Annotated in this window: 22 protein-coding genes; 13 read left to right on the forward strand and 9 right to left on the reverse strand. The window is 58.2% G+C overall.

What is annotated here, in order from left to right:
- Nucleotides 1-77: 77 nt before the first annotated feature.
- From tnpB to istA, 4 genes are all read right to left on the reverse strand, one after another.
- A complete protein-coding gene (gene tnpB, locus BLW71_RS03500; RefSeq protein ID WP_177204968.1) occupies nucleotides 78-446 on the reverse strand; it encodes an IS66 family insertion sequence element accessory protein TnpB in 369 nt (122 codons plus the stop codon).
- Nucleotides 446-937: an IS66-like element accessory protein TnpA gene (tnpA, locus tag BLW71_RS03505; protein ID WP_091800339.1), complete on the reverse strand. Its 492-nt coding sequence runs from the start codon at nucleotides 935-937 to the stop codon at nucleotides 446-448. Before tnpA ends, tnpB begins: the two co-directional genes overlap by 1 nt.
- Nucleotides 938-1229: 292 nt before the next feature.
- A complete protein-coding gene (gene istB / locus BLW71_RS03510) occupies nucleotides 1230-2039 on the reverse strand; it encodes an IS21-like element helper ATPase IstB (protein WP_091793206.1) in 810 nt (269 codons plus the stop codon).
- Nucleotides 2029-3546 (reverse strand): IS21 family transposase, encoded by a 1518-nt coding sequence (istA, locus tag BLW71_RS03515; RefSeq protein WP_091800342.1) that lies wholly within the window; start codon nucleotides 3544-3546, stop codon nucleotides 2029-2031. Before istA ends, istB begins: the two co-directional genes overlap by 11 nt.
- 94 nt (nucleotides 3547-3640) lie before the next feature.
- Between istA and BLW71_RS03520 the strand changes: the two genes are divergently transcribed.
- From BLW71_RS03520 to BLW71_RS03575, 11 genes are all read left to right on the forward strand, one after another.
- On the forward strand, nucleotides 3641-6286 hold the full coding sequence (locus BLW71_RS03520; protein ID WP_091793208.1) for a host specificity factor TipJ family phage tail protein: 2646 nt from the start codon (nucleotides 3641-3643) through the stop codon (nucleotides 6284-6286).
- Nucleotides 6287-6360: 74 nt separating this feature from the next.
- Nucleotides 6361-8640, forward strand: coding sequence for a right-handed parallel beta-helix repeat-containing protein (locus BLW71_RS03525; RefSeq protein WP_091793210.1), 2280 nt, complete (start codon nucleotides 6361-6363; stop codon nucleotides 8638-8640).
- A 38-nt stretch (nucleotides 8641-8678) separates the two neighbouring features.
- A complete protein-coding gene (locus tag BLW71_RS03530; protein WP_143048292.1) occupies nucleotides 8679-8930 on the forward strand; it encodes a hypothetical protein in 252 nt (83 codons plus the stop codon).
- 29 nt (nucleotides 8931-8959) lie between these two features.
- A complete protein-coding gene (locus BLW71_RS03535) occupies nucleotides 8960-9205 on the forward strand; it encodes a hypothetical protein (RefSeq protein ID WP_091793214.1) in 246 nt (81 codons plus the stop codon).
- 100 nt (nucleotides 9206-9305) lie between these two features.
- Nucleotides 9306-9866 carry a lysozyme gene (locus tag BLW71_RS03540; RefSeq protein ID WP_143048293.1) on the forward strand — a complete coding sequence of 187 codons (561 nt, stop codon included), beginning with the start codon at nucleotides 9306-9308 and terminating at the stop codon, nucleotides 9864-9866.
- On the forward strand, nucleotides 9863-10267 hold the full coding sequence (locus BLW71_RS03545) for a hypothetical protein (RefSeq protein ID WP_091793218.1): 405 nt from the start codon (nucleotides 9863-9865) through the stop codon (nucleotides 10265-10267). Before BLW71_RS03540 ends, BLW71_RS03545 begins: the two co-directional genes overlap by 4 nt.
- On the forward strand, nucleotides 10255-10662 hold the full coding sequence (locus BLW71_RS03550) for a phage holin family protein (protein WP_143048294.1): 408 nt from the start codon (nucleotides 10255-10257) through the stop codon (nucleotides 10660-10662). Before BLW71_RS03545 ends, BLW71_RS03550 begins: the two co-directional genes overlap by 13 nt.
- Complete coding sequence (locus tag BLW71_RS03555; RefSeq protein WP_091793222.1) at nucleotides 10659-11081, forward strand: hypothetical protein; 423 nt, start codon at nucleotides 10659-10661, stop codon at nucleotides 11079-11081. Before BLW71_RS03550 ends, BLW71_RS03555 begins: the two co-directional genes overlap by 4 nt.
- On the forward strand, nucleotides 11047-11352 hold the full coding sequence (locus BLW71_RS03560; protein ID WP_143048295.1) for a hypothetical protein: 306 nt from the start codon (nucleotides 11047-11049) through the stop codon (nucleotides 11350-11352). Before BLW71_RS03555 ends, BLW71_RS03560 begins: the two co-directional genes overlap by 35 nt.
- Before the next feature lie 505 nt (nucleotides 11353-11857).
- Entirely contained in the window at nucleotides 11858-12649 is a 792-nt protein-coding gene (locus tag BLW71_RS03570; RefSeq protein ID WP_091793227.1) for a DNA adenine methylase, read from the forward strand.
- 327 nt (nucleotides 12650-12976) lie between these two features.
- A complete protein-coding gene (locus BLW71_RS03575; RefSeq protein WP_091793229.1) occupies nucleotides 12977-13633 on the forward strand; it encodes a BON domain-containing protein in 657 nt (218 codons plus the stop codon).
- A 506-nt stretch (nucleotides 13634-14139) separates the two neighbouring features.
- On the opposite strand, the gene BLW71_RS03580 is transcribed toward BLW71_RS03575, so the two are convergent.
- The 3 genes from BLW71_RS03580 to BLW71_RS03590 form a co-directional block, all read right to left on the reverse strand.
- Nucleotides 14140-14583 (reverse strand): response regulator transcription factor, encoded by a 444-nt coding sequence (locus BLW71_RS03580; RefSeq protein ID WP_353615883.1) that lies wholly within the window; start codon nucleotides 14581-14583, stop codon nucleotides 14140-14142.
- Nucleotides 14584-15042: 459 nt separating this feature from the next.
- The gene (locus BLW71_RS03585; protein ID WP_091793231.1) at nucleotides 15043-15399 is read right to left on the reverse strand and encodes a BON domain-containing protein; all 357 of its coding nucleotides are present in this window, start codon (nucleotides 15397-15399) and stop codon (nucleotides 15043-15045) included.
- A gap of 877 nt (nucleotides 15400-16276) precedes the next feature.
- Nucleotides 16277-17830 carry a methyl-accepting chemotaxis protein gene (locus BLW71_RS03590; RefSeq protein ID WP_091793233.1) on the reverse strand — a complete coding sequence of 518 codons (1554 nt, stop codon included), beginning with the start codon at nucleotides 17828-17830 and terminating at the stop codon, nucleotides 16277-16279.
- Between the two features lie 567 nt (nucleotides 17831-18397).
- Here BLW71_RS03590 and BLW71_RS40720 point away from each other — a divergent pair.
- Nucleotides 18398-18595 carry a hypothetical protein gene (locus BLW71_RS40720; protein ID WP_143048296.1) on the forward strand — a complete coding sequence of 66 codons (198 nt, stop codon included), beginning with the start codon at nucleotides 18398-18400 and terminating at the stop codon, nucleotides 18593-18595.
- A 79-nt stretch (nucleotides 18596-18674) separates the two neighbouring features.
- Here BLW71_RS40720 and BLW71_RS03595 read toward each other — a convergent pair whose 3' ends face one another.
- On the reverse strand, nucleotides 18675-20396 hold the full coding sequence (locus tag BLW71_RS03595; RefSeq protein ID WP_091793235.1) for a hypothetical protein: 1722 nt from the start codon (nucleotides 20394-20396) through the stop codon (nucleotides 18675-18677).
- A gap of 151 nt (nucleotides 20397-20547) precedes the next feature.
- Here BLW71_RS03595 and BLW71_RS03600 point away from each other — a divergent pair.
- Nucleotides 20548-21731 (forward strand): IS3 family transposase gene (locus tag BLW71_RS03600; protein ID WP_091793237.1). Its coding sequence is split into 2 segments (ribosomal slippage): nucleotides 20548-20812 and nucleotides 20812-21731, totalling 1185 coding nucleotides; the frame shifts between segments, so codons are not numbered across the junction.
- Between the two features lie 21 nt (nucleotides 21732-21752).
- Here the strand turns inward: BLW71_RS03600 and BLW71_RS03605 are convergent.
- Complete coding sequence (locus tag BLW71_RS03605; RefSeq protein WP_091793239.1) at nucleotides 21753-22220, reverse strand: hypothetical protein; 468 nt, start codon at nucleotides 22218-22220, stop codon at nucleotides 21753-21755.
- Nucleotides 22221-23382 lie beyond the last annotated feature (1162 nt).

Here is a 23382-nt window from a genome sequence, read left to right on the forward strand (position 1 = left end):
GCGAAACGCAGTGCGCCGTGGGTTTACGTCAATTCGTAAATGGCGCGCCTGCCGTTGTTTACGTGCAACGCATCGGGCTAGCTGACGTGCTGGTAATGGCGCACGGGATGACGACGAAGCGCGTCGATGTCGATGCCGTCGATGTCGATGCCGTCGAGCAACCAGTGAAGCTGCTGCGTTGTCAGTTCGATCACCTCCTGATTCCGCCGGGGCCACACGAAACGGTCTTCCTCGAGCCGACGCAGCAGCAGCCAGAAACCGGTGCGCTCGTACAGCAGAAGCTTGATGCGATCGCATTTGCGGTTGTGGAATGCATAGACGGCACGGGCGAGCGGGTCCAACTGCATCGATTCCTCAACCAGGGCGGCAAGGGTGTTGATGCCGCAACGGAAATCGATCGGCTCGCGGTACAGGTAGACGTGCAGGTCATCGGCGAAGCGCAGCATCAGCGACTCCTCAATGCGTCGATCATCGCCCTGAGCAGTGCCGTGTCCTGTTGCGCACATTCAAGTTCAAGACTTACCCCGTTGGGCAATTGCGCCACCAGCCGTGAAGGCAACGGCGGGCGTTGTGAGGCCCGCATCGGCTCGCGCCGTGCCGCAACTGGCTCAGCGTCGGGCAGCGCCGGCCTGGATGGCAAGTGCATCGCCTCAGCACCAACCACTTCCAGAACAGGAACGAATGCCGGTGCCATGGCTGGCGCCGACTGCCGTGCACGTCGGGGACGTGTCTTTTGGCGCGCCAGGCTAATCCATTTGCGAAGCTGGTTGGCGTTCACTCCAGCCTTCAGCGCCAGCCCGGCCACGGAGGCCCCAGGCTTTTGGCACGCCTCGATCAGCTTGCGCTTGCCCTCACGGTCGTACCGGTTCTTGCCGTCGGCCGATTTGCCGATCACCCGCAGGGGCAGGAAGTCAAAGTCAGTTTGTAGGTCAGTCATAAGTTGCGTCCGCAATGTGTAAGCTGCGGACGCAATCTTGTTCCCTCTCACCCGCATGTTCCAGATGAGCCGAAATTACCGCTTACGATTGTTTCGTGATCAACGCACACACCGTGCGCGTTCGGTTTCGAGATCCGATGTTTCCGACGCGTCGGTGATAGGGGATCCAGCAGATCCGCGTGTGGCGTCAGGGCCGTGTGCACGCCAGCAATGGTGCCGGGCTGTTGATTTGTGCTGGAAACTGACCCACTTTTTGCATCTAAAATTGACCCACCCCTGATGTGCTGAAACGTCAGTCTGGTGTATCGATTTCTTCCTCTTTGGCTGGTTTAGGTGAGGGTTTTCGGGGGGCAGCCCGCTTTGCGGGCTGCCCCGCCGTGCTGTTCCTGAAGCGCCACGAGTCGTTACCGGTTTCAACTATATGGCAATGGTGCGTGAACCGGTCGAGCAGCGCGGTCGTCATCTTGGCATCGCCGAACACGCTGGACCATTCGGTGAAGCTGAGATTGGTGGTCACGATGACGCTCGTACGCTCGTACAGTTTCGAGAACAGATGAAACAGAAGCGCACCGCCGGTCTCGGTGAACGGCAGGTAGCCCAGCTCATCAAGTATGACGATGTCTACGTACATGAGCCGGGTGGCGAGTTGCCCTGGCTTTCCAGCGGCCTTCTCGGCTTCCAGCTGATTCACCAGTTCGACGGTAGTGTAGAAGCGCACCCGCTTCGCATGATGCTGAATGGCCTCAATGCCGATAGACGTGGCCAGGTGCGTCTTGCCGGTACCCGGACCGCCGATGAACACGATGTTCTGGGCCGATTCGCAGAAACTGGCGGTATGAAGTTCACGCACGAGCGACTCGTCAGTATGCGCCTGTTCGAAGTCGAAGCCGGCAAGGTCGCGGTGCGCAGGGAACCTTGCGGCACCCATCTGGTAGTTGATTGACCGCACCAGCCGCTCTGCGGTCTCAGCTTTAAGCAGCATCTGCATAAACCTCTCCGGTTCGAACTGGTCATGGCGAGCCTGCGCGACGAGTTCAGGCCACGCCTGAGCCATCCCGTGCAGCTTCAAGCCCCTGAGTTGGGCAGCAGTCTCATTCGACATTTCCGTCCTCCTGATTGCGTGGGATCCGAAGCTGCTCGTAGCGGTGCACGTTCGCCAGTGGCTCGATATTCAGGGTGAGCGCTGTTCGAACAACACCGCCTGAACGGCCGGAAGGGCTCTTCAACCTCGCGAGTATGTTCAGGACGTGGTCAGCACTCGGCCGACCGGACTCAAGCGCAAGCTCCACGGCAACCAGTACTGCTTCCAGACCGTGCACGGGTGTCGCCGCGAGAACCTGCACCATCACCCGGTCTCCACCTTCCTGCTTCAGCAGATGGCGTTGCAGGCGCTGCATCGGCTCAGGCATCGTGTGGAATGGCGCACCGTTTCTCAATGAACCGGGCTTACGCGCGACGAGGCTGATGTAGTGACGCCAGTCGTAGATGGTCTGATAGCGGTCGAAGCTTCGCGAATGGCGCGCAATCTCTACTCCGTCAGCAACAACGCTGAGGTACGCCGGATAGGTGCGCAGGCTGACGATGTGATGGGCGTATTCAGTCGGTACGCTATAGCGGTTGCGCTGGAAGTGAATTAGGCTGGTCGGCGAAACGCGCAATGGCTGCTCGATGTACCCATCGAACGGCCTTGGTGTTTGCATCAGGCGGGGACGCTCGTCCTGCAAGGCATCCGCCACGGTCAGCTCAGGCCACTGCGGATGATGCAGCTGCTGCCACGCCTGTCGGCAACGCTCAGCCAGCCAGACATTGAGCACATCGAGCGACTCCCATCGCGTGCGAATTGCCTCGTGCCATATCTGGCGTCGCCGGTCCTGGACATTTTTCTCGACGATGCCTTTCTCCCAACCCGCTGCCCGATTGCAGAACTCGGGTTCGAACAGGTAGTGACTGCACATCGCGTGGAAGCGGGCGTTGATAGCGCGCTCCTTACCCGGTCCCACCTTATCGACCGCCGTCTTCATGTTGTCGTAGATGCCGCGCCGCGGGATTCCACCGAATGCCACAAACGCGCGCGCATGGGCGTCGAACAGCATCTCATGGCTTTGCGTGTGATAGGCGACAAGCCAGAACGCACGACTTGCCGCCAGCTTCATATGCGCGACTTCGATGCGCCGCCGCAGACCGCCGATAAACACGTATTCGCAGCTCCAGTCGAACTGGAATGCTTCGCCGTACTCAAACGCCAGCGGCACAAACGCGCCTCGCTGCGCTCCGGCATCGCGCTCTTGCTTCCAGTTGCGCACGAATGCGCACACGCGGTCATAGCTGCCGTCGTAACCAGCTGCACGCAAATCCTCATGCATCTGCGTGGCAGAGCGCCGCTCGCGCTTCGGGCGCCTCATATCGGCGACCAGCCACAGCCGGAGCTGCTCCGACCATGGGTCGACGACGCTATTAACGACACGTTTGGCGTACTTTGGCTCGCCAGTGGATGGTTCACGCAACCATCGACGGATAGTATTTCTGGAAAGTCCCGTACGTCGTGATATGTCCCTGAGCGGGACGCCATCGCGGAAATGCATCCGCCGAATCTTGGCCAACATGCTCACCGTAATCACTCCGGTTCTCCTGCCTGGCGTCCAAGCAGGTATTGAACATGTGGGTCAATTTTCGATGCAAACTTTTAGCTGAAGTGGGTCAGTTTTGCGTGCCTATCAACACACTACGCCTGATCTGGCCGCGACCCCGTACACCGAGTACCTCGGTAACGATCTGTACGTGTACGAGCTGTTCTGCATTTCGAAAGGCGAGATCGAGATCGAACAGATCCTGATCGGCACGACGGACATCGGCAATTTCAGCGAGATTGACTATCAGGTTGTCGGGCCGAATCAGGCGGTCACGCTGTTTCCCGATAACGTCGTAACGAGTGATGCGGTTAGCGGAATCGAGCTGCAGGCGCCGAACGATAGCGGGGACTGGGTGGGTCCATTCGTTGCCAATCCGGCTGCGAGCGCGGCGAATTTCATCGGGATTGATGTCACGCTGCCTTCGGGGCTGTTTTATGCGGCCGATGATGGATCGCTGCAGAACCTATCGCTAACGTTTGAGGCGCAGGCGCGGCTTATCGACGCTGCCGGCGCAGCGGCAGGCGACTGGATCGAAATAGATCTGCGCGAGCTCAGCATGGCGACATCCCAGCCGCAAATGATCTCGTACCGGTACAGCGTCTCACCGGGTCGCTATGAGGTTCGCATGCGGCGCACGACCAATCTCAATACGGATACGCGTGCCCAGAACCGGATCCAGTGGGCGGCATTGCGCGCCTACCTGCCGAGCGAGCGGTATTACGGCAACGTGACTTTGCTGGCGATGCGCGCACGCGCTACGAATTCTCTGAATTCGAGTACCGCGCACGACGTGCATGTGATTGCGACGCGGAAATTGCCGGTATGGACCGGCAGCGGCTGGAGCGATCCACAGCCCACAAAGAGCATCGCATGGGCGATCGCTGATGCGGTCCGTAACGCTGACTACAGTCTTGGCCTGGCGGATAAACGGCTGGACATCGATGCGCTTGAACGTCTCGACGCAGTGTGGACTTCGCGTGGTGACGAATTCAACGGTGTGTTCGATACGAAGGGATCGTTCTGGGATGCGCTGACGACGATCTGCCGCGCCGGCCGCGCGATCCCGATGTACTTCGGCGGGGTGATCAGCGTCGTGAGAGACGAGCTCAAAACGGTGCGCACGGCGATGTACACGCCGCAGAACATCGTGGCGGGATCCTTCGAAGCCGACTACGGGTTTTTCAGCGTCGATTCGCCCGACTACGTGACGGTCGAATACATGGATGAGACGACCTGGTCATGGCAGGACGTGGCGTGCATTCCGACGGGTTCTCCGGCTCTCGTCGAAAAGCGGATCCAGATGGTCGGGCCGACGAAGCGCGCACAGGCGTGGCGTGAAGGCATTTACATGGCCTATGCGAACCGCGATCAGCGCAAGACGGTCATGATCACCACCGAGCTCGACGGACTGATCCCGCTCTATGGCGATCTGGTCGGCATCTCACACGATCTGCCGAAGTGGGGTATTTCCGGCGTTGTTGAAGGTTTCGATGGTGTACGCGTCGACGTCAGCGAGCAGCTCGAATGGACGGCCGGCGCACAGCACTACGTGTATTTTGCGCAGCGCAACGGAGCGCCCACTGCAGCGCTCAGGGTTGCTCAACCGGTGGAAGACGATGGCATGTCGATGGTGTTGGTGGATCCGTTGCCGGAGCTTTTCGACTTCAGCGACGGACACTCGGAAGAGCCGACACGGTTCTCGTTCGGACCTGCTCTCGACAGGATCGCGCAGGACGTCCGGCTGATCAAGGCGACACCGCGCGATGGGCAGGTCGAACTGACGTTCGTGAACAACGCGGAAAGCCCCCATACGGCCGAGACCGGCATGAGCCCGCCTGCGCCGGTGTCGCCATCGCTTCTGCCGGGCGTGATCCACGCGCCGATCATCGCGCAGGTGAGCGCCAATTCGAAGATCACGCCGGGGTACGTGTCGATCACGGCGTCGCCGGCCGCCGGCGCGTTGCTTTATGAGTACCAAGGCAGCCTGGACGCAGGCGCGACGTGGGCCAGGCTCGGCACGTCGGCGGGCAACGTCCTGACCGTGCCGATTGCTTTAGGCGCGTGGGAATTTCGCGTGCGCGCATACGGCGCGAGCGGGCTGCCTGGTCCGTTCGCGACGTGGACCGGGACGGTCGACGAATTCAGGTATCCGCCGGCACCGCCAGTGCTCACATTGCGCGAGCCATTCTCAGGCAATCAGCTATCGGTTGAAATCCAGCGACTGCAGGACGTTGACTACTTTGTTGTCGACGTCGTGGTGGGTGGCGTCATCAAGTATGAGGCGACGATCACGGCGCAGAACTTCACGTGGTCGCTGGATCAGGCAAAGCTCTATGGCGCCGTCGCCGGGACGTTTGACGTCATGGTGGCAGCCGGCAATATCGCCGGTCTCGGTAATCCGGGGGCGATTACCGTCACGAGCGAGCCGCCGCCGGCGCCGACAGTGACCGTGTATGCCAGTGAAAGCGGTGACACAGTTACTTTGTCGATGTCAGTGACGGGTTATCCGGATGTCGCCGGTTACCGCGTCGTCAATGCCGACGGTACGGTGGTGTACGACGGCGCGGCCGACAGTTGCTCGATCAGCCAGGATGGCGAGACATACACCGCCTATGCATATAACGCGTGGGGGAGTGTCTCGCGTGGCACAGCGGTGGTGGCGACTCCGCCGGGCGGCAATGGTGGCACTGGGCCCGGTGACGGCGGTGGTCCGGCATAACTGGCAGACGCGTAGAGGACGTAGGGGAAGGCCGCCTGAGGGCGGCCTTTAACATTCCTGAAGGGAACGCAAGCATGGCACTCTCCACAATTCAGAAGATTGACCGGCTATCGACCGATGCCGATCTGCTCCACACGATTACCCACGGCGACAAAACCACGACCGTTCAGACCGAAGGCGGTCCCGTGCCTACTATTGCCAAGGCGATCGGTGATGCGCAGGCTCTTATGGCGGTGGAAACCGACATTCTGCACGCGGTTGCGCAGGGCGATGCGAATACGGTAGTGGCGACCGCGAATGGCGATGTCGACAGCATGGCTAAAGCGATAAGCTCACTGAAGGCATTTAATGTCCGCGGTGCGTGGGCCGCCGGCATGCTGCTGGCGATGAAAGATGTCGTTACCTACAACGGCATCGCATACGTTGCTGTCAACGCAGCGGCCTATGTGTCGAATGATGTTCCGACTGATCTGGCGGCGGGGCGGCTGACGATCCACCAGGGGGCGACACGCGAAGAACTGGCGGCGTCTTCCGGGTCCGGGTTGATCGGCTTCCTTCAATCCGGAGCGGGGTCAGTTGCGCGCACCGCGCAGGACAAGCTGCAGGACTTCTACAACCTTCGGGACAAGGGGGCTGTGGGCGATGGTGTAGCGGACGATACGAACGCAATCATCAGTGCGTGCGTGTCAAATCGGCACGTCTACTGCCGTGCCGGTGCCACGTATCGTTTCAAGCCCGGCAACCTGACGAGACTGACCGACCTCAAAAACACAACGATCGATTTTCAGTGGGCGACGCTGCTGATCGATGCGCCGGCTCCGACGGGTGCCAGTCAGGCATACGGCTTCCAGTTGCTGTCGACCGTGTTTGGTGCGTCAGCCAATGTCCGGATCTGCAACGTCAGGATTCAATTCGTGAATGCGCCAGGTGCGCGGGTCGATAACAACTTCGCGATTTACGCCGACGGTGTAGATGGCCTGGAAATTCACGATGTCGTAATCGAGGGTAGCTGGTCTGCAGGTATATGGGTTCGGCGTTCGAATCACGTGCATATCCACGATTGCAACGTGAGCGGCACCCTCGCCGATGGGATCACGATGCAGGGATGTGGCTACGACATCAGAATCCACGACAACCAGGTGCAGAACGCGGGCGACGACATGATCGCGGTAACATGGTTCACCGCGGATGATCCCTCGTATGTTGGCCTGCTCGACGGCATCAAGCGTTCGCGGGACGTGCATATCTACTGCAACCGGCTTATTACCGGCGCGCAGCGCGGCATCTTCGGCGGCGGCATGATGGGCGGCTCGGTGCATCACAACTGGGTGCTGTACACCAACTCCATCGGCATCCAGCTGGCACGTAACACGGTAGATCCACTCGGCGCTGACGGCGCAACCGCAAACCCGTTCTATAGCGCGCTTGGCGTGAACAATTCCAACACGTCAGTTGTTATCCACCACAACTGGGTGTGGGACTGCGCTCTGAACTCGAATACTCCGTTTCCGCAGCTCGCGGGTATCTGGGTGTCGGAAGGTAACGAGGCGATCAACATCCACGATAACGATATACAGCGTTGCAACAATACAAGCATCTTCTGTGGCGGCAATGCCCGCATACACCACAACACAAGCCGCGATCCTCAGATGCAGGCTGGGGGTTCTGTGACGCTTGCCCAGATGACGTATAAGGGCTCGCATATCGTCACGGCCAATTTCGTTGCGAATAGCGGATCGTGTTCTGGCTCGATCACCGACAACGAGATGTATGGTGGAGCGGGCCGTGCCATCTGGTTGCAGGCAGGCGATAACGTCAGGTCATGGAAAGTCGATGGAAACAAGACGTATGCGGTGGGCAACGTTACGAACGTCTCGGACACGCTGACGATCGGTGCTCCCTATGTTGTGGATGGGATCAACAATACGGAGTGGGGCTTTAACACTGTCACCGACTACCGGTCGACCAGCACCATCCCCGGCACGCTGCAGTTGCTCAACAGTGGCGGCACGCTCGCGCGACGTCCAAAGAAAATCGTTTCGGTCTCGACCTACCCGAGCGACATCATCGTCGGCGCGGGTGCCAGTGTTGATCCCCGCACGCAGCTCACCGCCACTTCGACACAACTTGCCATGACGGTCCCGGCGAATACACGGATCTTCTTCGATGTGGCCGTAGCGGGCGCGCAACTCGGTGCGAAGTCCCTTCTGTCGCCGCCGGGAGACGTTGGCGGTGTTCTCATCGACTCCAAGCCGCTCGCGGCGGGTGGGTCGGTGCGCAATAACCTTTTCAACTCGACCGCTGCGGCCGTCACGATCCAGGCGGGTACCTGGATGAACTCACTGGGAGAATAAATATGGCAACTGAAACGAAGCGGGTACTGCATCAGGTCATGATGACCGGCGATCCGCTGACGGGTGAACTGAAAACCTTGACGGTCTGGTACGCGTCTTTCCTGGTCGACGGCGATCAGGTGATTGGCGGCACTGTCTCGCTTGAAGATGCGACAAATATTGATCTGGCATCCCCGGAGGTCGCGACGTGGCTCGGAAACGCTGTGCCGCCGCTGACGGCGCAACTCGCGGCAGCGAACGCAACGATCGCGCAGCTTCAGGAGCAGATCGCGGCGGCCGGTCCGGCGTGATCCGGAATACGTCCATACAGGTGGCAAACATGAAATCAATCGAAGCCGCAATCATGAGCGCGATCCCGCATGACAAGTGCCTGCACTTCATTGTCGGCGTGCTTGTCTTCGCGGCAATCCACTTCGTCACGTGGCAGTTGGCCATTGCGGCTGTGGTTCTGGTGGGAGTCCTGAAGGAACTGCTCGACCACTTCACGGCCGGCGATGTATCCGCGTGGGATCTCGCAGCGACGCTGTCCGGCGGTCTGGTTGGGCTGCTCTGTTTCACACGTTAGCTACATCCTTTAAAGACGTTTCCTGGACCGCCGGCTGGCGGTTTTTTTTTTGGCCGCACCGATTGCATATCGGCGCGACCTTTTTTATTGGGGGCACCGTTTGAACGAAAACCTTAAGTATTCCGATCAGGGCATGTCGCTCACGGAGAACGCGGAGACGTTGGTGCTCTTCGTTTATCCGGATCCAGCGTCGCCGCTTGCCAAGGCCCTGCAGGCACGAGGGCTGTGGCAGCGGGTGCTAGCCGGTGGTGCGATTCCTCTCGAGCTTGGGTCGCTAAGCGGTGCGCCGTGGACAGGTGGCTGGGGCCATACCGGGCCAGACGTCAGACCCGGCATGGTGATCACCCGCGACATGGCTGTCGACTGGCTGCGTGCGGACGTGCGCAGTGCCGAGGCCGTGGTCAAGCGCGACGTCAAAGTTGCTTTGAATCAGGAGGAATACGACGCGCTCGTTGACCTCGTATTCAATATCGGCAGCGGCAACTTCGACACGTCGACGCTTTTGCGCAAGCTCAATGCCGGCGATACGGACGGCGCAATCGCCGAGTTCGCGCGCTGGAATCTCGCGGGCGGCAAGGTGCTGGCCGGGTTGATCAAGCGCCGCGAAGCAGAGCGCGTGCTGTTCCAGCTCGGCGCAAATCACGCGAGGGTCGCCGCATGAAAACCGATGCCCTTGCGAGACTCATCTATGCGTATCTGGCGGTCTATATCGCCGTGGCCGCATTTACCGCGCCGTGCTCGGCGACGTCGGTGATGCTCACGAGCGATGGTTTCTGGGGTTACGCGGTGACGGCCGGGACTGCTGTGCTTGCCCTTGTCGTTGTCGCCGATGTCGCGATCAATGACTGGTTGCCGGAAAGATACATATTCCGCTGGGCGCAGGCTCGCCGGCACTGGCTGTATGCGATAGCGGCGGCCTGTTACATCACGCCGCTGTTTGCGGCAAGCGCGTACTTCGTCAACGCGGCGCAGTTCTTTTTTTACGTGGGCATGGCGCTGTTCGGACTGGTGCTCGGTTATCGGGAAACGCAGGCAAAACGGGGGATAACGTGCGCCGATTGATTCAGTGGGGTTGGGGAGGGTGCGCGCTGCTGTGGGCTGCAGCGGCGTACGCAATGGTGCGGCAGACCGAGACGGTACTTGCTGACGGCCTGGCAGGCATTCAGGGCGCGTCGCTTGTGCTGGCGATCCTGCTGGCACTGATCGGCGGCACGGCCAGTACGTTCCAGCGTTTCGCGTCCAGCGATCCGCCGGCGCGTTCGGCGGCGATCGAGATCGGCAGTGTGATCACCGCATCGATAGTTGCCGGATTGTCCGCTTTCTTTTTTTGCGAGTGGCGAGGGTGGCCAGCGCCGCTCACCGCACTCGTGATCACGTTGGCGAGCTGGGGCGGCAAACGAGTGCTGGATCAGGCGCTTGATGCCGGCCTTCGCCGCATTCAGGGAGAAAAACCATGACGGACATTGTTGGGCGTATCGCGCTTGTCGTTGTCGGCGTGATCGCGGTGGTGCTGGCGATCGCATGCACGGTGGAGTTTTTCGAGTTGCGCAGCGCGCGCTCGGACTTCGCTACGGCACTGCAGAAGGCGCAGGCGGACGATCAGTCGATCGGCACGCTTCGATCGCAGCTCGCGACGTCGCAGGCAGATCTCGCACAAGCGGCCTCCGGCGTGCAGGCGTGCTCGGCCTCGGTGACGCAGGCTGCCTCCGAGGCGTTCGCCGTTCGGGCGGCGGCAGCAGCGGCACAGGCGAAGGCTGCGACACAGGCGCAGTCATACCAGCGTCAGATCGACGCACTTTCTCAACGGATTCAGGATCCATCCAACCAGTCGGAGACATGCGATGCGGCATTCAATCGTTTGCGCGGCGCTCTGTAGCGCGCTGCTAGTTGTGCCCGGTTGTGGGACGTCGCTGCCGGCACCGATTTCGCCGGTGGTGCATACCGAAACCGTACAGGCAGAAATCGAGGTGCCAGTGCCGTGCATTGACTCGGTGCCGGATGCGCCTCGCTTCCTGCCTGATAGCGAGTTGCTCGCACCGCCCAATGGCTCGGCTGTCGATAGGGTGTGGCGGGATCATCTGCAGCGCAAGCAATGGGAGGGGCAGCTTGAGGCGCTGCTGGTCGCGTGTGTGGGCGCGAAGAAATGAAAAAACAGCCTGCCGGCGGACCACCGGCAGGCCTAAGGCATTTGAGGGATGGAGTTCGCCACCCAAGTCTCCCTCAAACGGTCCGAGGTGAGCAAGTGTAGGGCCATGGCAGAACGTCCAGAACAGGAACTGCGGGACAGGACAAACTATTGGCGGAAGAGATCAACAAAAAAATGGCCCGTCCTGATGGACGAGCCGAAGCATCCGGGGATCAACCGTCTGCTCGACGATTCTATTTGGTACGGTGCGCCTGCAAAAAATGACCTAAACGAGAATCAAAGATCTTTGATGCAGATCAAAGATTGGAATTGCATTTTATGCATTCCGAATAGAAAGTCACTTTGAATGTGCCTCCTGGCACGGGAAAAGACAGGGCGACCGGGGGCATGTTGACGCATGTCCCCGGTCGCCTTTCCACTGAATCAGCCAGTGAATTAGCCAAGGCCCTGACACCTACCGGTAGGCGGGCCGAATTCTAACTGAAAAAGAAAAGGCGATTCCACATATGGCAACTCCCATCGTTCCCTGGATCGGCGGCAAGCGTCGGCTTGCAGACCATCTCATTCCGCGTTTCCCGAAACACGAGTGTTATGTCGAAGTTTTCGCGGGCGGAGCAGCGCTGTACTTTCTTCGGCCGCCGGCGGCGGTCGAGGTGATCAACGATATCAACGGAGACCTCATCAATCTGTATCGGGTCGTGCAGCACCACCTCGAGGAGTTTGTGCGCCAGTTCAAATGGGCGCTTACGAGCCGGCAGGTTTTCAAATGGCTGCAGGACACGGTCCCGGAATCGCTCACCGATATCCAGCGAGCGGCGCGCTTCTATTACCTGCAGCACAACTGTTTTGGTGCAAAAGTCGAGGGGCAATCGTTCGGGACGGCAACCACGACACCGCCCGGCCTGAATCTACTGCGGCTCGAGGAGACCCTATCGGCCGCGCATCTCCGGCTTTCCAATACGTTCGTCGAGCACTTGGACTGGAAGACGTGCATAGACCGATACGATCGGCCACATACGCTGTTTTATCTGGATCCGCCGTACTGGGAGACGGAAGGCTACGGCGTTCCGTTTGCCTATGAAGAGTACGTGGCCATGGCGGCCCGGTTGCGCTCTTTGAAGGGCAGGGCGATCGTTAGCCTGAATGATCATCGGGCAATTCGTGAGGCCTTTGACGGCTTCCACATTGAGGCGGTGGACATCAAGTACACCGTGGGCGGTGGCGGAAGAGAAGCGGCCCGTAAGGAGGTGATTATTTTCAGTTGGGACGAGCTTGCTGAACCCGCCGGCCTTTTTTGAGCCTTCTCGCGACTCCGAAAAAAAGCAGCCCAAAGTGAGTCGGGCTGCCTTAGATTCGGTCTCGTTACGCACGCCGATCTGCAGTTGCTTGATGTGATTCTTAGCCCCGATGAGTAGACGCAGAGGTCGGGACACTCTTTGCTGCGTAAGGCCTCTGGACGTTCGGCCGCACCCGTCACGCATGATGGGTGTGGCGATCTTAAACCACGTCGCCTTAGGGCGAACTTGTGCCACTCCGATGATTTGACCTGCATCAACGCCCAAGTCTCCCTGAAGACTAACGTTTTAGTGTCCTCCATTCTCGAAGGACTCGAAACAGGAGTTGTTATGAAGACAGATCTTGAACTCCGCCAAGATGTGGAGAGACAACTGGCGTGGGATCCGCAAGTCGACCACAGTAAGATCGCAGTGCTTGCCAAGAATGGTGTGGTAACGCTCACCGGCGAGGTGCCAACCTACTTTGACAAATGGGAAGCAGTTAAGGATGCCAAGCGTATTTTGGGCGTCACGGGCATTGCGGAAAATCTGGAAGTGACCCTAAGCGGCGCAAAGCCCGATGACACCGATTTGACGGAAAAGGTGTTGAACTCTCTCAGGTGGCACGTTGCCATTCCAAAGGACAAGATAAGGCCCATCGTCAGCAATGGCTGGGTAACCCTCGAGGGTACAGTGCAGTGGCACTATCAGAAGGAGGCTGCGGCCGCAGCTGTTCGATATTTGCATGGCGTCAAAGGGGTCACCGATTCTATCGTCGTCAAAAACCTCGCGGACGCAAAGAATGTCAGCGACATGATAGTCGAATCGCTCATGCGCAACGCTCGTATCGACGCAAGCCATATTTCCGTGAAAATGCGTGAACACACCGCGACGCTGGAGGGGACCGTTAGATCTGTGGCCGAACGAGACGAGGCGGAAGCGGCGGCTTGGTCTGCTCCGAGCGTGAACGCGGTCGAAAACCATCTATCAGTGAGCTACCGTGCATGATTGGAGGACATTGCGCGGTAGAAACCGCCGCCGTTGTCAATGCAGATGCCCCGCTGGCAACGGCACTCGCCAACCGATCGGCGAGGAGACAAGGCAGAAGCGAGAAGACTAATGCCGAGGTTCTTCGATAGAACCTCGATTTCTTATTTCAGGCAGCAAAGACCCGAGTGAATCAGAGAAAGGCTATAGATGTGCACGCCAAACGGCTGAGCATGGCAGCCTCTCACGCTACACCGAACCCGAAACACTCAAGGATGTGTGATGGAATCGACTATCACGTGATGATTCTCTGCCACATTGGTAGAAGAACCGCTCCAGCCATCGGATCGTCTACGCCCCCCCCAGTGATGCAGCAGCACCTCCTCGCCGCCAGATAAGCCCATACGTGACGGCCCACGCCATGGCCCTCGCTTGTAATTTCCTGAAGAATCGCTCTCGACTCGCCTCGGACCACCATGTTCTGCGCTTGTGTGGCTGGCTTACGGGTAGAAGCAAGCATTCGGCTTCTATGGGGTAGCGCGCTCTACGGGAATCGGCTTGGCAGCTAGCGCCATCGCCACGGCCTCGACCAGATTGGCTCCACTGAATGGTTTTCGGAGATAGGCTACGGCGCCTGACGCGAGAGCTTTCTCTCGAACGGCGGGATTGACTTGCGCGGTGATGAAGATTTGGGGTACGCGACTCGGGGTAAGGCGACCCATCAGTTCCAGGCCGTTGATTCCCGGCATCAGAAAGTCCAACACTACACATGCGGGCCGGTACGAGGCTGTCGACGCAAGCCTGCCCAGAAATTCCTCGCCACTGGAAAACGTCTCCGGCTCCATCCCGATGACACGCAGCAAACACTTAATGGCGCGGCCAGTTGACTCGTCATCGTCAACTATAGCGACGATTTGGCTGAGTTGACCATATAACGATGAGTCCGCATCCAGTGAGGAGACCTTGCGCAACTTCAGCCTAGCAGGGAATCGTGCGATGTGCTATGGGACCTTGGTCTGACAGCAGCGCGACATTGAGAGTGCGTGGTGCTATGTCGACGAAAACCTACCGGCTCAAGCTCACTGATGAGCGGACAGACACAAATTTTCTTTGAACGGCTGCGGCTGTAGACGACCTCTTGCCGTCGTTCGGCCAATAGCAACTCGACGGCAACTTGCAAAGCACAACGGCCATTCGCCCGATCACAGGGGCCTGCAGCTCATCTACCTAAACAATCGCTGGAAGGACCCCGAGTCTGGGACGTGAGTACGTCCGCTGCCAAGGAAGTCGATGCTCCGTCTCGCCCGTCGGTCGCTGGCAAGGACTTGGTGGGCATCCGCGTACAACTTGATCCGGAAATACTTCAGGTTGCCGGGTACCGGCGTGCGAAGGGAAGTCAGCGCTCCGTGGGCCGAGTACCCCACGGAGAATCACTGTCCCGTTTCTTTCAATGTCAGCGCATTTTTCACCGACGTGACGCCAGGAACAGTTTTCGCGATTTCGGTCGCCTTGTCGATATGACTGGCGTCGGTGACTGAACCCGCGAGGGTCACTGCACCGCCTTTTGCAATGATGTTGATTCTGGAAGTGGCGACGCCGCCCTTCGAGAGAGCGCGAAGCACTTTTTTGCTTAGTGCGCGATTCGCCTGTCTAGCGGCTTTTGCACTTCCCTCGGCCGCCGGCGCTGTCGATGTAGCGGCTGATTCAGTGGTCTGGGGCCACGCATTGATCGATGCGGCCACGATTAATGCGGCGCTAACAAACTTAAGTGTATAGGTGAGTTTCATTTCTCGCTCCAGTTGTCAAAGGCCGCACAAATCCAATAGGGGATCGCGGGTTTGACGCGGTGAAAGCTCATTGTCGGCGTGAACCCGGGTGACTCGTTGATTCATGTCAATCTGGTTCCAGGTTATCCACCCAATGTCCGTGCCACCGCGTTCGCCGCCGCGTCCAATGTATTAATGTCTTCAAGACCGGTGCAACGATCCGAAGGCTTCCAGGGTCACTGGTCTTTACCGACAAACGCTGATCGAATGTAGCGCACATCACATCAAGAAATTCTCCGGCGCGCGGGCGGATGAAAACGTGGATAACACCGTCGCGAAGCCAAGCCCGCGCTATCCGCGCAGGCTTCAAACATGAAAAGTTTTATCGCTCGCCCGTGAGCGCGATGATCGGGCAATGCCTGCAAATGGCGACGACGCAACGTTCGTCTGTGCCAATCGGACGGCCGCTTGCCGTTGGGGAGCCGACATCAAAATGCCCGAGAGGCGGGACGGCCGAATGTCCATTGCTAGCCGGAGACGGTCCGATGCAGATCTCGATCTCTGATCCCAGCAGGTAAGCGAAGGCATAAACAGTCCTGTTTCCGCCGTTTAACCTACCACGGCTCCGGCGGCAGTTTCCAAGGGATGATGTTGAAAAATGCGTGACCGTACGTATCGGCTGGTTTTCATGGGACGTTCGACTTTCTAATGAGGCCTGCGAGCAGCTTATAGGCCCAGCTGAGAAGGTCGATTTTTTTGCCGGGGCAAAAACGCGTCCCACGACTTTTTCGACACGATCGAGGCACAACGGCCATTCGAGGGACATATTGTCTCGCAGGCCCCCAGCTTCCGGCGGCGTCTAACTACTCACTCTAGAGGCGGATCCAACCTCGGAATCCTAGGCAGCATCGACACGAAATACTGAGACAGTAGTCTCCAGCTGTCCCGCCTGCTCTTTGAGCGATAGCGCCGCCGCTGATGCCTGCTCGACCAGCGCCGCGTTCTGCTGGGTTACCTGATCCATTTGCGCAACCGCTTGATTAACCTGTTCGATACCCTTTGACTGTTCTTCGGACGCGGCGGCAATTTCGCCGATCAGGTCGCTGACTTTTCGCACAGAAGTCAGGATTTCCGCCATCGTCCGAGTTGCGCGATCCGCCTGCTGCGCGCCGGTTTCGACTCGGCTCAGCGAATCCGTAATGAGCGCCTTGATCTCCCTAGACGCCGTGGCGCTGCGTTGGGCCAGAGAGCGCACTTCGCTGGCGACCACCGCGAACCCGCGGCCCTGCTCGCCTGCGCGTGCCGCTTCGACGGCCGCATTCAGCGACAGGATATTGGTCTGAAACGCAATCCCTTCGATTACGCCGGTGATCTCGGCAATCTTGCCGGAAGAGTCGGACAGACCCCGCATCGTCTGCACGACTTCCTGCGTCGCCTGATTGCCCTGTTCGGTCAGCATTGCCGTACTGCTCACCACCTGGTTGACCTGCTTCGCGTTGTCGGCGTTCTGGCGAACCGTCGAAGTCAGCTCTTCCATGGACGAGGCGGTTTCCTCCAGCGACGCGGCCTGTTCTTCGGTCCGTTGCGACAGGTCCATGTTGCCAGCCGAAATTTCATGTGCGGCGGTATCGATCGACCGCGAGCCCTCTCGCACGACACCGATTGTCTGAACCAGCTTGCTTTGCATCGCCTGCAGGCCGGCCATCAGCTGCCCCATCTCGTCCCCCGAGTGGACCTCGACCAGCGTGGTCAGGTCGCCGTCGGCAATTGCCCTGAAGTGGACAAGTGCTTGGGCTAGCGGCGTGCCGATTGCCCGCTGCAGCGACCACCATGCGAGCGCCGCCGCACCAAGCGTTACCAGACTACCGGCGATGGCTATACCAACGAACCAGTGGAAGCGTGCTTGCGCGGCATCAAACGTCGCCCGCGCGGCCGTGACTTGAATCTGCTCGAGCGAATCCATGCCGTCAGACACATCGATAAACAACGACGGCGGTACATGCAGCCAGACTTCGAGGATCTTCGCCGCATCATGAGTGGCAATGGCGCTGAACATCGGCTCCAGGCCATTTGCGACGAATGCATCGAACTTCGTATTCGCGTCGGTCGCACGGTGTGCTTCATCGGGGCTGGAAAACGGCAGCGTGCGATACGTGCCCCACGCCGTCTTCGATGCGGTGAGCAGATCACGGGCGGTCTGCGTTTCCTTGGGCACATCTGGACTGGCCGGATCAAGCGCGATGCGATACAGCCATAGACGGGTTCTCGAGAGTGCTACGTTTGCCTGACCGAGAGCCTCTGAAGATGCCAGCCGGCTCGAATACAGCTCCTTCACATCGTTGTTGCCAATTGCCACGCCAACGACACCGATGATGCCACCGACGACCAGCAGCATTCCAAGAAAACCCATCGCCAACGCTAGGCGGGCACGAATGCTTAAATTTTTGATCATGGTGATAGAAGGTGTGAATGTGGCGTGGATGCATGCGATGTGTGGACGTCAAGCTAATAGGGTACGGCGTGTGCGAGGTCACTCCCTAGCTAACGGCCAAAAGCCGTTCAAATTAATGCAGAATTAGCAACAGATGTTTCCCGAGATCGTAGGTTATGGTTTGGGCTGCATGGTGATAAAGGTCGCCGCGGCACTGCCAAGACGAAGGCCGCCAAACGGCTCCAACGGCAAGCAACCATTTGGCCAATGTCTAAGCCAGTGGGAGATTTAGGCTCCGGGAGGAGTATGCGCGCCGCGAGTATGTCAATCAAACGTCCGTATTCTGAAGGCGGATTCAACCGGCCGACTTCTGGTGGAGGCGAATGACTTTTCGTGCCCGCACCCGGTCCCTCGCACGCCTTGATCCTTCGTGGATCAAGGCGCGTATGTGAAAGGCAGAAGCCGACCCATTGCAGTCCCCTAACGCTGACTTACCTCCAAGGCAGCTTTTGAGGAACATCGGCCACTCACGATTTACCGCGCGAAGTCGCGCGGCATACGGTCGTCTGTTGAACAACATAGACGCCGATGTCCAGGCTGTATGCACTGGCGTGTCAGAGACAGATGCAGGCCGGTGTGTGCATGCCGAGCGCGGCGCGCAGCTTTGTGCGTCAGGCAATCGACGCGCACCGTGGCACCTTCGCTGGCTGGAAAGACGCGCGCAGGCGCGCCTACGGGGGCGTGTGTGTGCGCGCGGGCGTGGGCGGCGTAAGTGGCCGCAAGTAGGCGTAGCAAAATTGGGCGGCTGTGTTACAAATCCCGCCCCTTAGATCAGAAAAGCCAACGACCAACGACTACTTGTCAATTACTTGGACTTAGCACTACCGTTGAGCGTCAATCCGTTGAGACCTGCGCTGACCGCAGCCCCCGGACGCGCCCGCAGTTCGTCCAGCCGATCACGCATTTTTCGTTGAATCACGTATTCAGGGAAATCGCTATTACTTTCTCGAATCTGCTGCAATGCCGCGATCAGATCGGGGGGAAGGTCCACATAGCTCGCAAATTCCATCATTACAGGTAAGTGACGCCCTTCATTTTTCTCCCGCGAAGGCCCAAACCGTAGATACGTCAGCAGGAAGTCTGGGCTCATAACTGGCGAGTGCTTCGGATAATCCGCTACGTCCTTTGCGATCTTGCGAAGTACCTGAAAAGCTTCCGAGTCGAAAGTGAGCCACCAGTAGGGATAGCCAATCGCTGTATCAGAGGGGGCGCTCTTTCGGCGTGCTAGCACGCCGACAAAGTTCTCAACGTCATGTCGAGCCAAGCGTTGGATTGCAAGGTGGTCAAATGCTTCGTCATCGCGTGAGCGTCGGTCTTCATGAACTCGATTCCAGAATTCGGTAACTTCATCGCGTAACTCGTCGCTAACCGCCTTGCAAGCGTCCTCCAGATTTGCAACAACTATTGAATGGACATTTGCCAAATAGTCCTTCAGGTCTCTGTGCTGATCTACTTCGCCGACAAACTTTTCAGTCCAATTTCTAAAGCCGCCTAAGCGCCGGCCTTGGAGTAGGTATGATTGCACTAGATACGGGCGGTTTCCGCGCCATTGTTGCCCCCCGTTGCTTTCAGAGATCGAAACGTAAGTCGTGCAGCGATTGATGTGACGCTCCACCTCTTCAATCACTCCATCAGTCACGAAGAATTTGGTACCCGCGCTCTTCGCCGCGTTCAACACGTTAGTTACGCTTCTGAACTCGGGCTCTTGAAGCGACTCTCCAATTAGCGGCAATACAATTGAGGTATCCAGCCAAATTGAACCGCCAACGAAAAACTTATTTGTGATGGCTTGTGCATCATCTGACTGCTGAAACAACGTGAATAAAGTGTAAGAATCTGAGATAGCTTCTAGATAGCGGTTTACTCTTTCGTCGGGAATGCTGAGTAGGTCGCGGCAACAAGTCATGACCCCTTGCACAACTTGGTTTTCATACCGAAGCGATCCGTTCTTGGTCACAGTACTTCTCACAACCCGATCTAACTCTTGGGAGGTAATCTGGGATACCTCGCCGGCCAGCACGCCGGAAGCCAACGCCGCCGCTCGATCAGAGAGGAATTTATCGATGACCGTTCGGCAAAATTTAGCAAACTCTACCGAAGTGATCTTCGCCTGTTTTGACCACGAACCATCAGAAAACAACACTGTAACCTTGGCATCGATTGCTTCATTTAACGCCTCTTCAGACTCTCGAATCTTTATCAGATTCGCCCCATAGGCCTGAGACTCTTCATGGGATAGGCAATAGTCATCAGTCTTAGAGTGGTGCTGAACCACTTTACGTGCAAGCAGCCTCGAGATGGCAGTGTCTGAATTCCGCTCGACCAGCTTCTCATCCACGGAGTGGAGTTGGTTCTTAACGAACTGAATGATCTCTTGCTTCTGCATCCGCTTGTCGCTATTCGTATCGCGCAAGGCCGCACGCACGAAAGCATCATAGCCCAGCTTCGTTAGCCCTTTATCGCGCTTTTCATCCTGCCAAAGCATTTCAACGAATAGCAGCGCCGCTTTCGTTTCGCTAGATGACATTGAAGGCCGAATCGCAACATTGATCCCCTCCTTGCTTAAGATGGGGTCAACTATCGCGTGGCAATACTCTTGGACTGCGATGAAAGTCTGAGCTTGCCCCCGAAAAACGAATCCCTTGCTGAGCAGGTAAACTCAAGCAAGGAGAAGAACGATGACAAGCAAGGCAAAGCGGGCACAGTACACGCTCGAGTTCAAGCTGGAAGCGGTACGACTGGTCAAAGCCGGGCAAAGCATGGCAGCAGTGGCGGCGACACTGGGTGTGGTTGAACAGACGCTGTACAACTGGGTGAAGGCTGACCGGGAAGGCAAGCTGGCGGGCGCAGGCACGAAGCCTGTGAGCCCGGAACAGATGGAGCTGGCGCGGCTGCGTGCGGAGGTAGCGCGCCTGAAGATGGAGCGAGACATATTAAAAAAGTGCGCAGCGTACTTCGCGAAGGAATCGATGTGAAGTACGCGTTCATCGAGCACAATCGACGCCGCTGGCCAGTCTCGGTCCTATGCGAAGTGCTGGAAGTCAGTCCCAGCGGATATCATCAGCGCCGGCAACGCACCGCGCACGACAAGCCGCACCGTAGCCGCGTAAGCAACGATGCGCTGCTCGCGCAAGTCAAGGCGATTCACATGCAGGTCAAGGGCGAATACGGCTGGCCTCGCATGTGGAAGGAGTTGCTCACGCAAGGCGTGCGCGTGGGCAAAGAACGGGTTCGCAAACTGATGGCGCAGCATGGCATTCGAGCCCGCCACAAGCGCAAGTACATCGCGACGACGAACTCGAACCACGATTTGCCGGTGGCGCCGAATCTGTTGGAGCGCGACTTCACCGCTAACGCACCGAACCAGGTCTGGACGACCGACATCACGTACCTGGCGACAGCCGAAGGCTGGGTCTACCTCGCGGCCATCATCGACCTGTTCAGCAGGCAGGTGGTGGGCTGGTCGATGCAGCCGCACATGAAGGCTGAACTGGTCACGGACGCATTGCGAATGGCGTGGTTCCGGCGTCGCCCTGACGCCGGCGTAATCGTGCATAGCGACAGGGGCAGCCAGTATTGCAGCGGCCTGTTTCAGGACGCGTTGAAGGCCTACGGCATGCGTTCGTCGATGAGCCGACGTGGAAATTGTTGGGATAACTCGCCGACGGAAAGTCTATGGGGTTCGCTGAAGGTAGCACGCATGCACGGACGACACTTCCCCACCCGGCGGGCAGCAATGGATGAGGTGATTGACTGGCTGGGTTTTTACAACGCGCGCCGGTTACATTCAACGCTCGATTACGTCAGCCCCATGACATTCGAAAAGAACTGGTTCGCGGCTCATAGAGGCGAAGCCGCATAATTCACCCAGCTATGGGATTCGTCAAACGGGGGCAAGGTCAGTCTTGTCATTTTCGTTATCGGAGAACCAGTTCCCATCCCGCACGTCCAGTGCAACCTTGTGTTCCTTCCTTATCTTCGCCTTAAGCTCATCACCCTTCGCACCAATTATCTGGTTGGTCACATAGATCAAATAGCTAAAGTCAGGTTTCGTCTTTTTAAGCCGCGCAACCGTATCTTTAATTTTCGAATCCCAGTTTTTGGTAACAGAATACTGTAGGACAGTGGACGGCTCCTCTTGATCTGCAAACAATTCCGCGTCACGCCCGCCATCGCCGCTGGGGGACGCCATCGTTCGAAGATTGGGGAATTCCTTGGCTAGAAACGAAGATGCAAGCTCTTCGAACAGTTTCCACTGGTGGTCCGCTGTTTCCTTTAATGCAAACTGCAAACGCTTACTCATTCCGGCCCCGTTAATTTTCGCTTGGTATTTGATCGTCTTCTTGTCCATCTTGGCGCCCACTCTTCAATCCCGATTGCGAAACGCTCGAAACTAGGTGCCCTCAAGATGCCCCGTATTGCGCACGATGCCAACAATGATCCAGCTTTGGCTATTAGTTGTCTAGTACGTCGGGCTCGGGTCACGGTGGCGCGTCGGGGCAGTGTTCCGTACCATTCCTGTGACAGGCAGGAAGCGCGGGCTTAGCCCGCTCGCCTCGGAAACGATTGTTGTACAACGGCCCGATCGATTGCGGACGCCTTGAAGCGGCGACGTAAGGTTTGCATCGACCACGTTTTCGGAACATGCATCCAATTGCGACCCCAGATACTCAGGATCGCGCACAGTTAAGGACCACAGATGCTGATGCGCCGTTTTACCGTCAGCTCACGGACGTCCGCTGCCCGTCCTCAAGCCACCGTTCGAATGACTGCCTAACGCAGACTCGCAACGGCCGCTCTTGGCCGATAGTCGTCGGACGAACTGAGTCAGCCGGGTATGTGTTGGTCTGCTGCGGCGCTAAGTGAGGAGATTTCGCGTGCTACAGATCTTCTACAGCAAGGGTGCAAACCCAAACCTAATGCACGTGACCTAGGACACGTTGTGGGGACACTTGGCGCGAAAAAAAAGCCGGCGCGAAGCCGGCTTGAGAGGATCTAGCGTCCGAGTTAGCTAGAACCTGAGAGGCTTGCACTATATGCGGAATAGCTTAAGAAACGCTTAAGCCCCGAACGACTTGCCTAGAGCCAGAGGCTCGACCAGCACGCGCCGCATAGTGCAATCAATGACCGCCGCTGGCGTAATGGCAAGCCGCCGAGTGGATGACCGCCTGCGCCGCTGCTGGGCGCCGTCGAGTAAATTGAGTGGCCGCTTGCGGCGAGCCCGACGGTCTGCAACAGGTCGAGAGCGGTCCGATGGGAAATTGACGAGCGTGGGCTATGGCGTAAGCCGCCGCGCAAAGGCTTATCTGGCGGGGAGGAGGTACTGTTGCATCATTGGCGTATGTTGTGCGACGTCGTTGGCCGCTGCGGTTTGAATGCCCATCCTCGGTGTCTTCTTGCGTTAGCTGTTCAGGGCGTGAGTTTAACCTGTCGTCAGGGCGAACGGACCCTGGCCGAATGGTCAATCCGCACGGCGAACCCCAAGCCGGTGCGACGAACCGCCAGCGGCCCGC

It is taken from the genome of Burkholderia sp. WP9 (assembly GCF_900104795.1).
GTDB lineage: Bacteria > Pseudomonadota > Gammaproteobacteria > Burkholderiales > Burkholderiaceae > Paraburkholderia.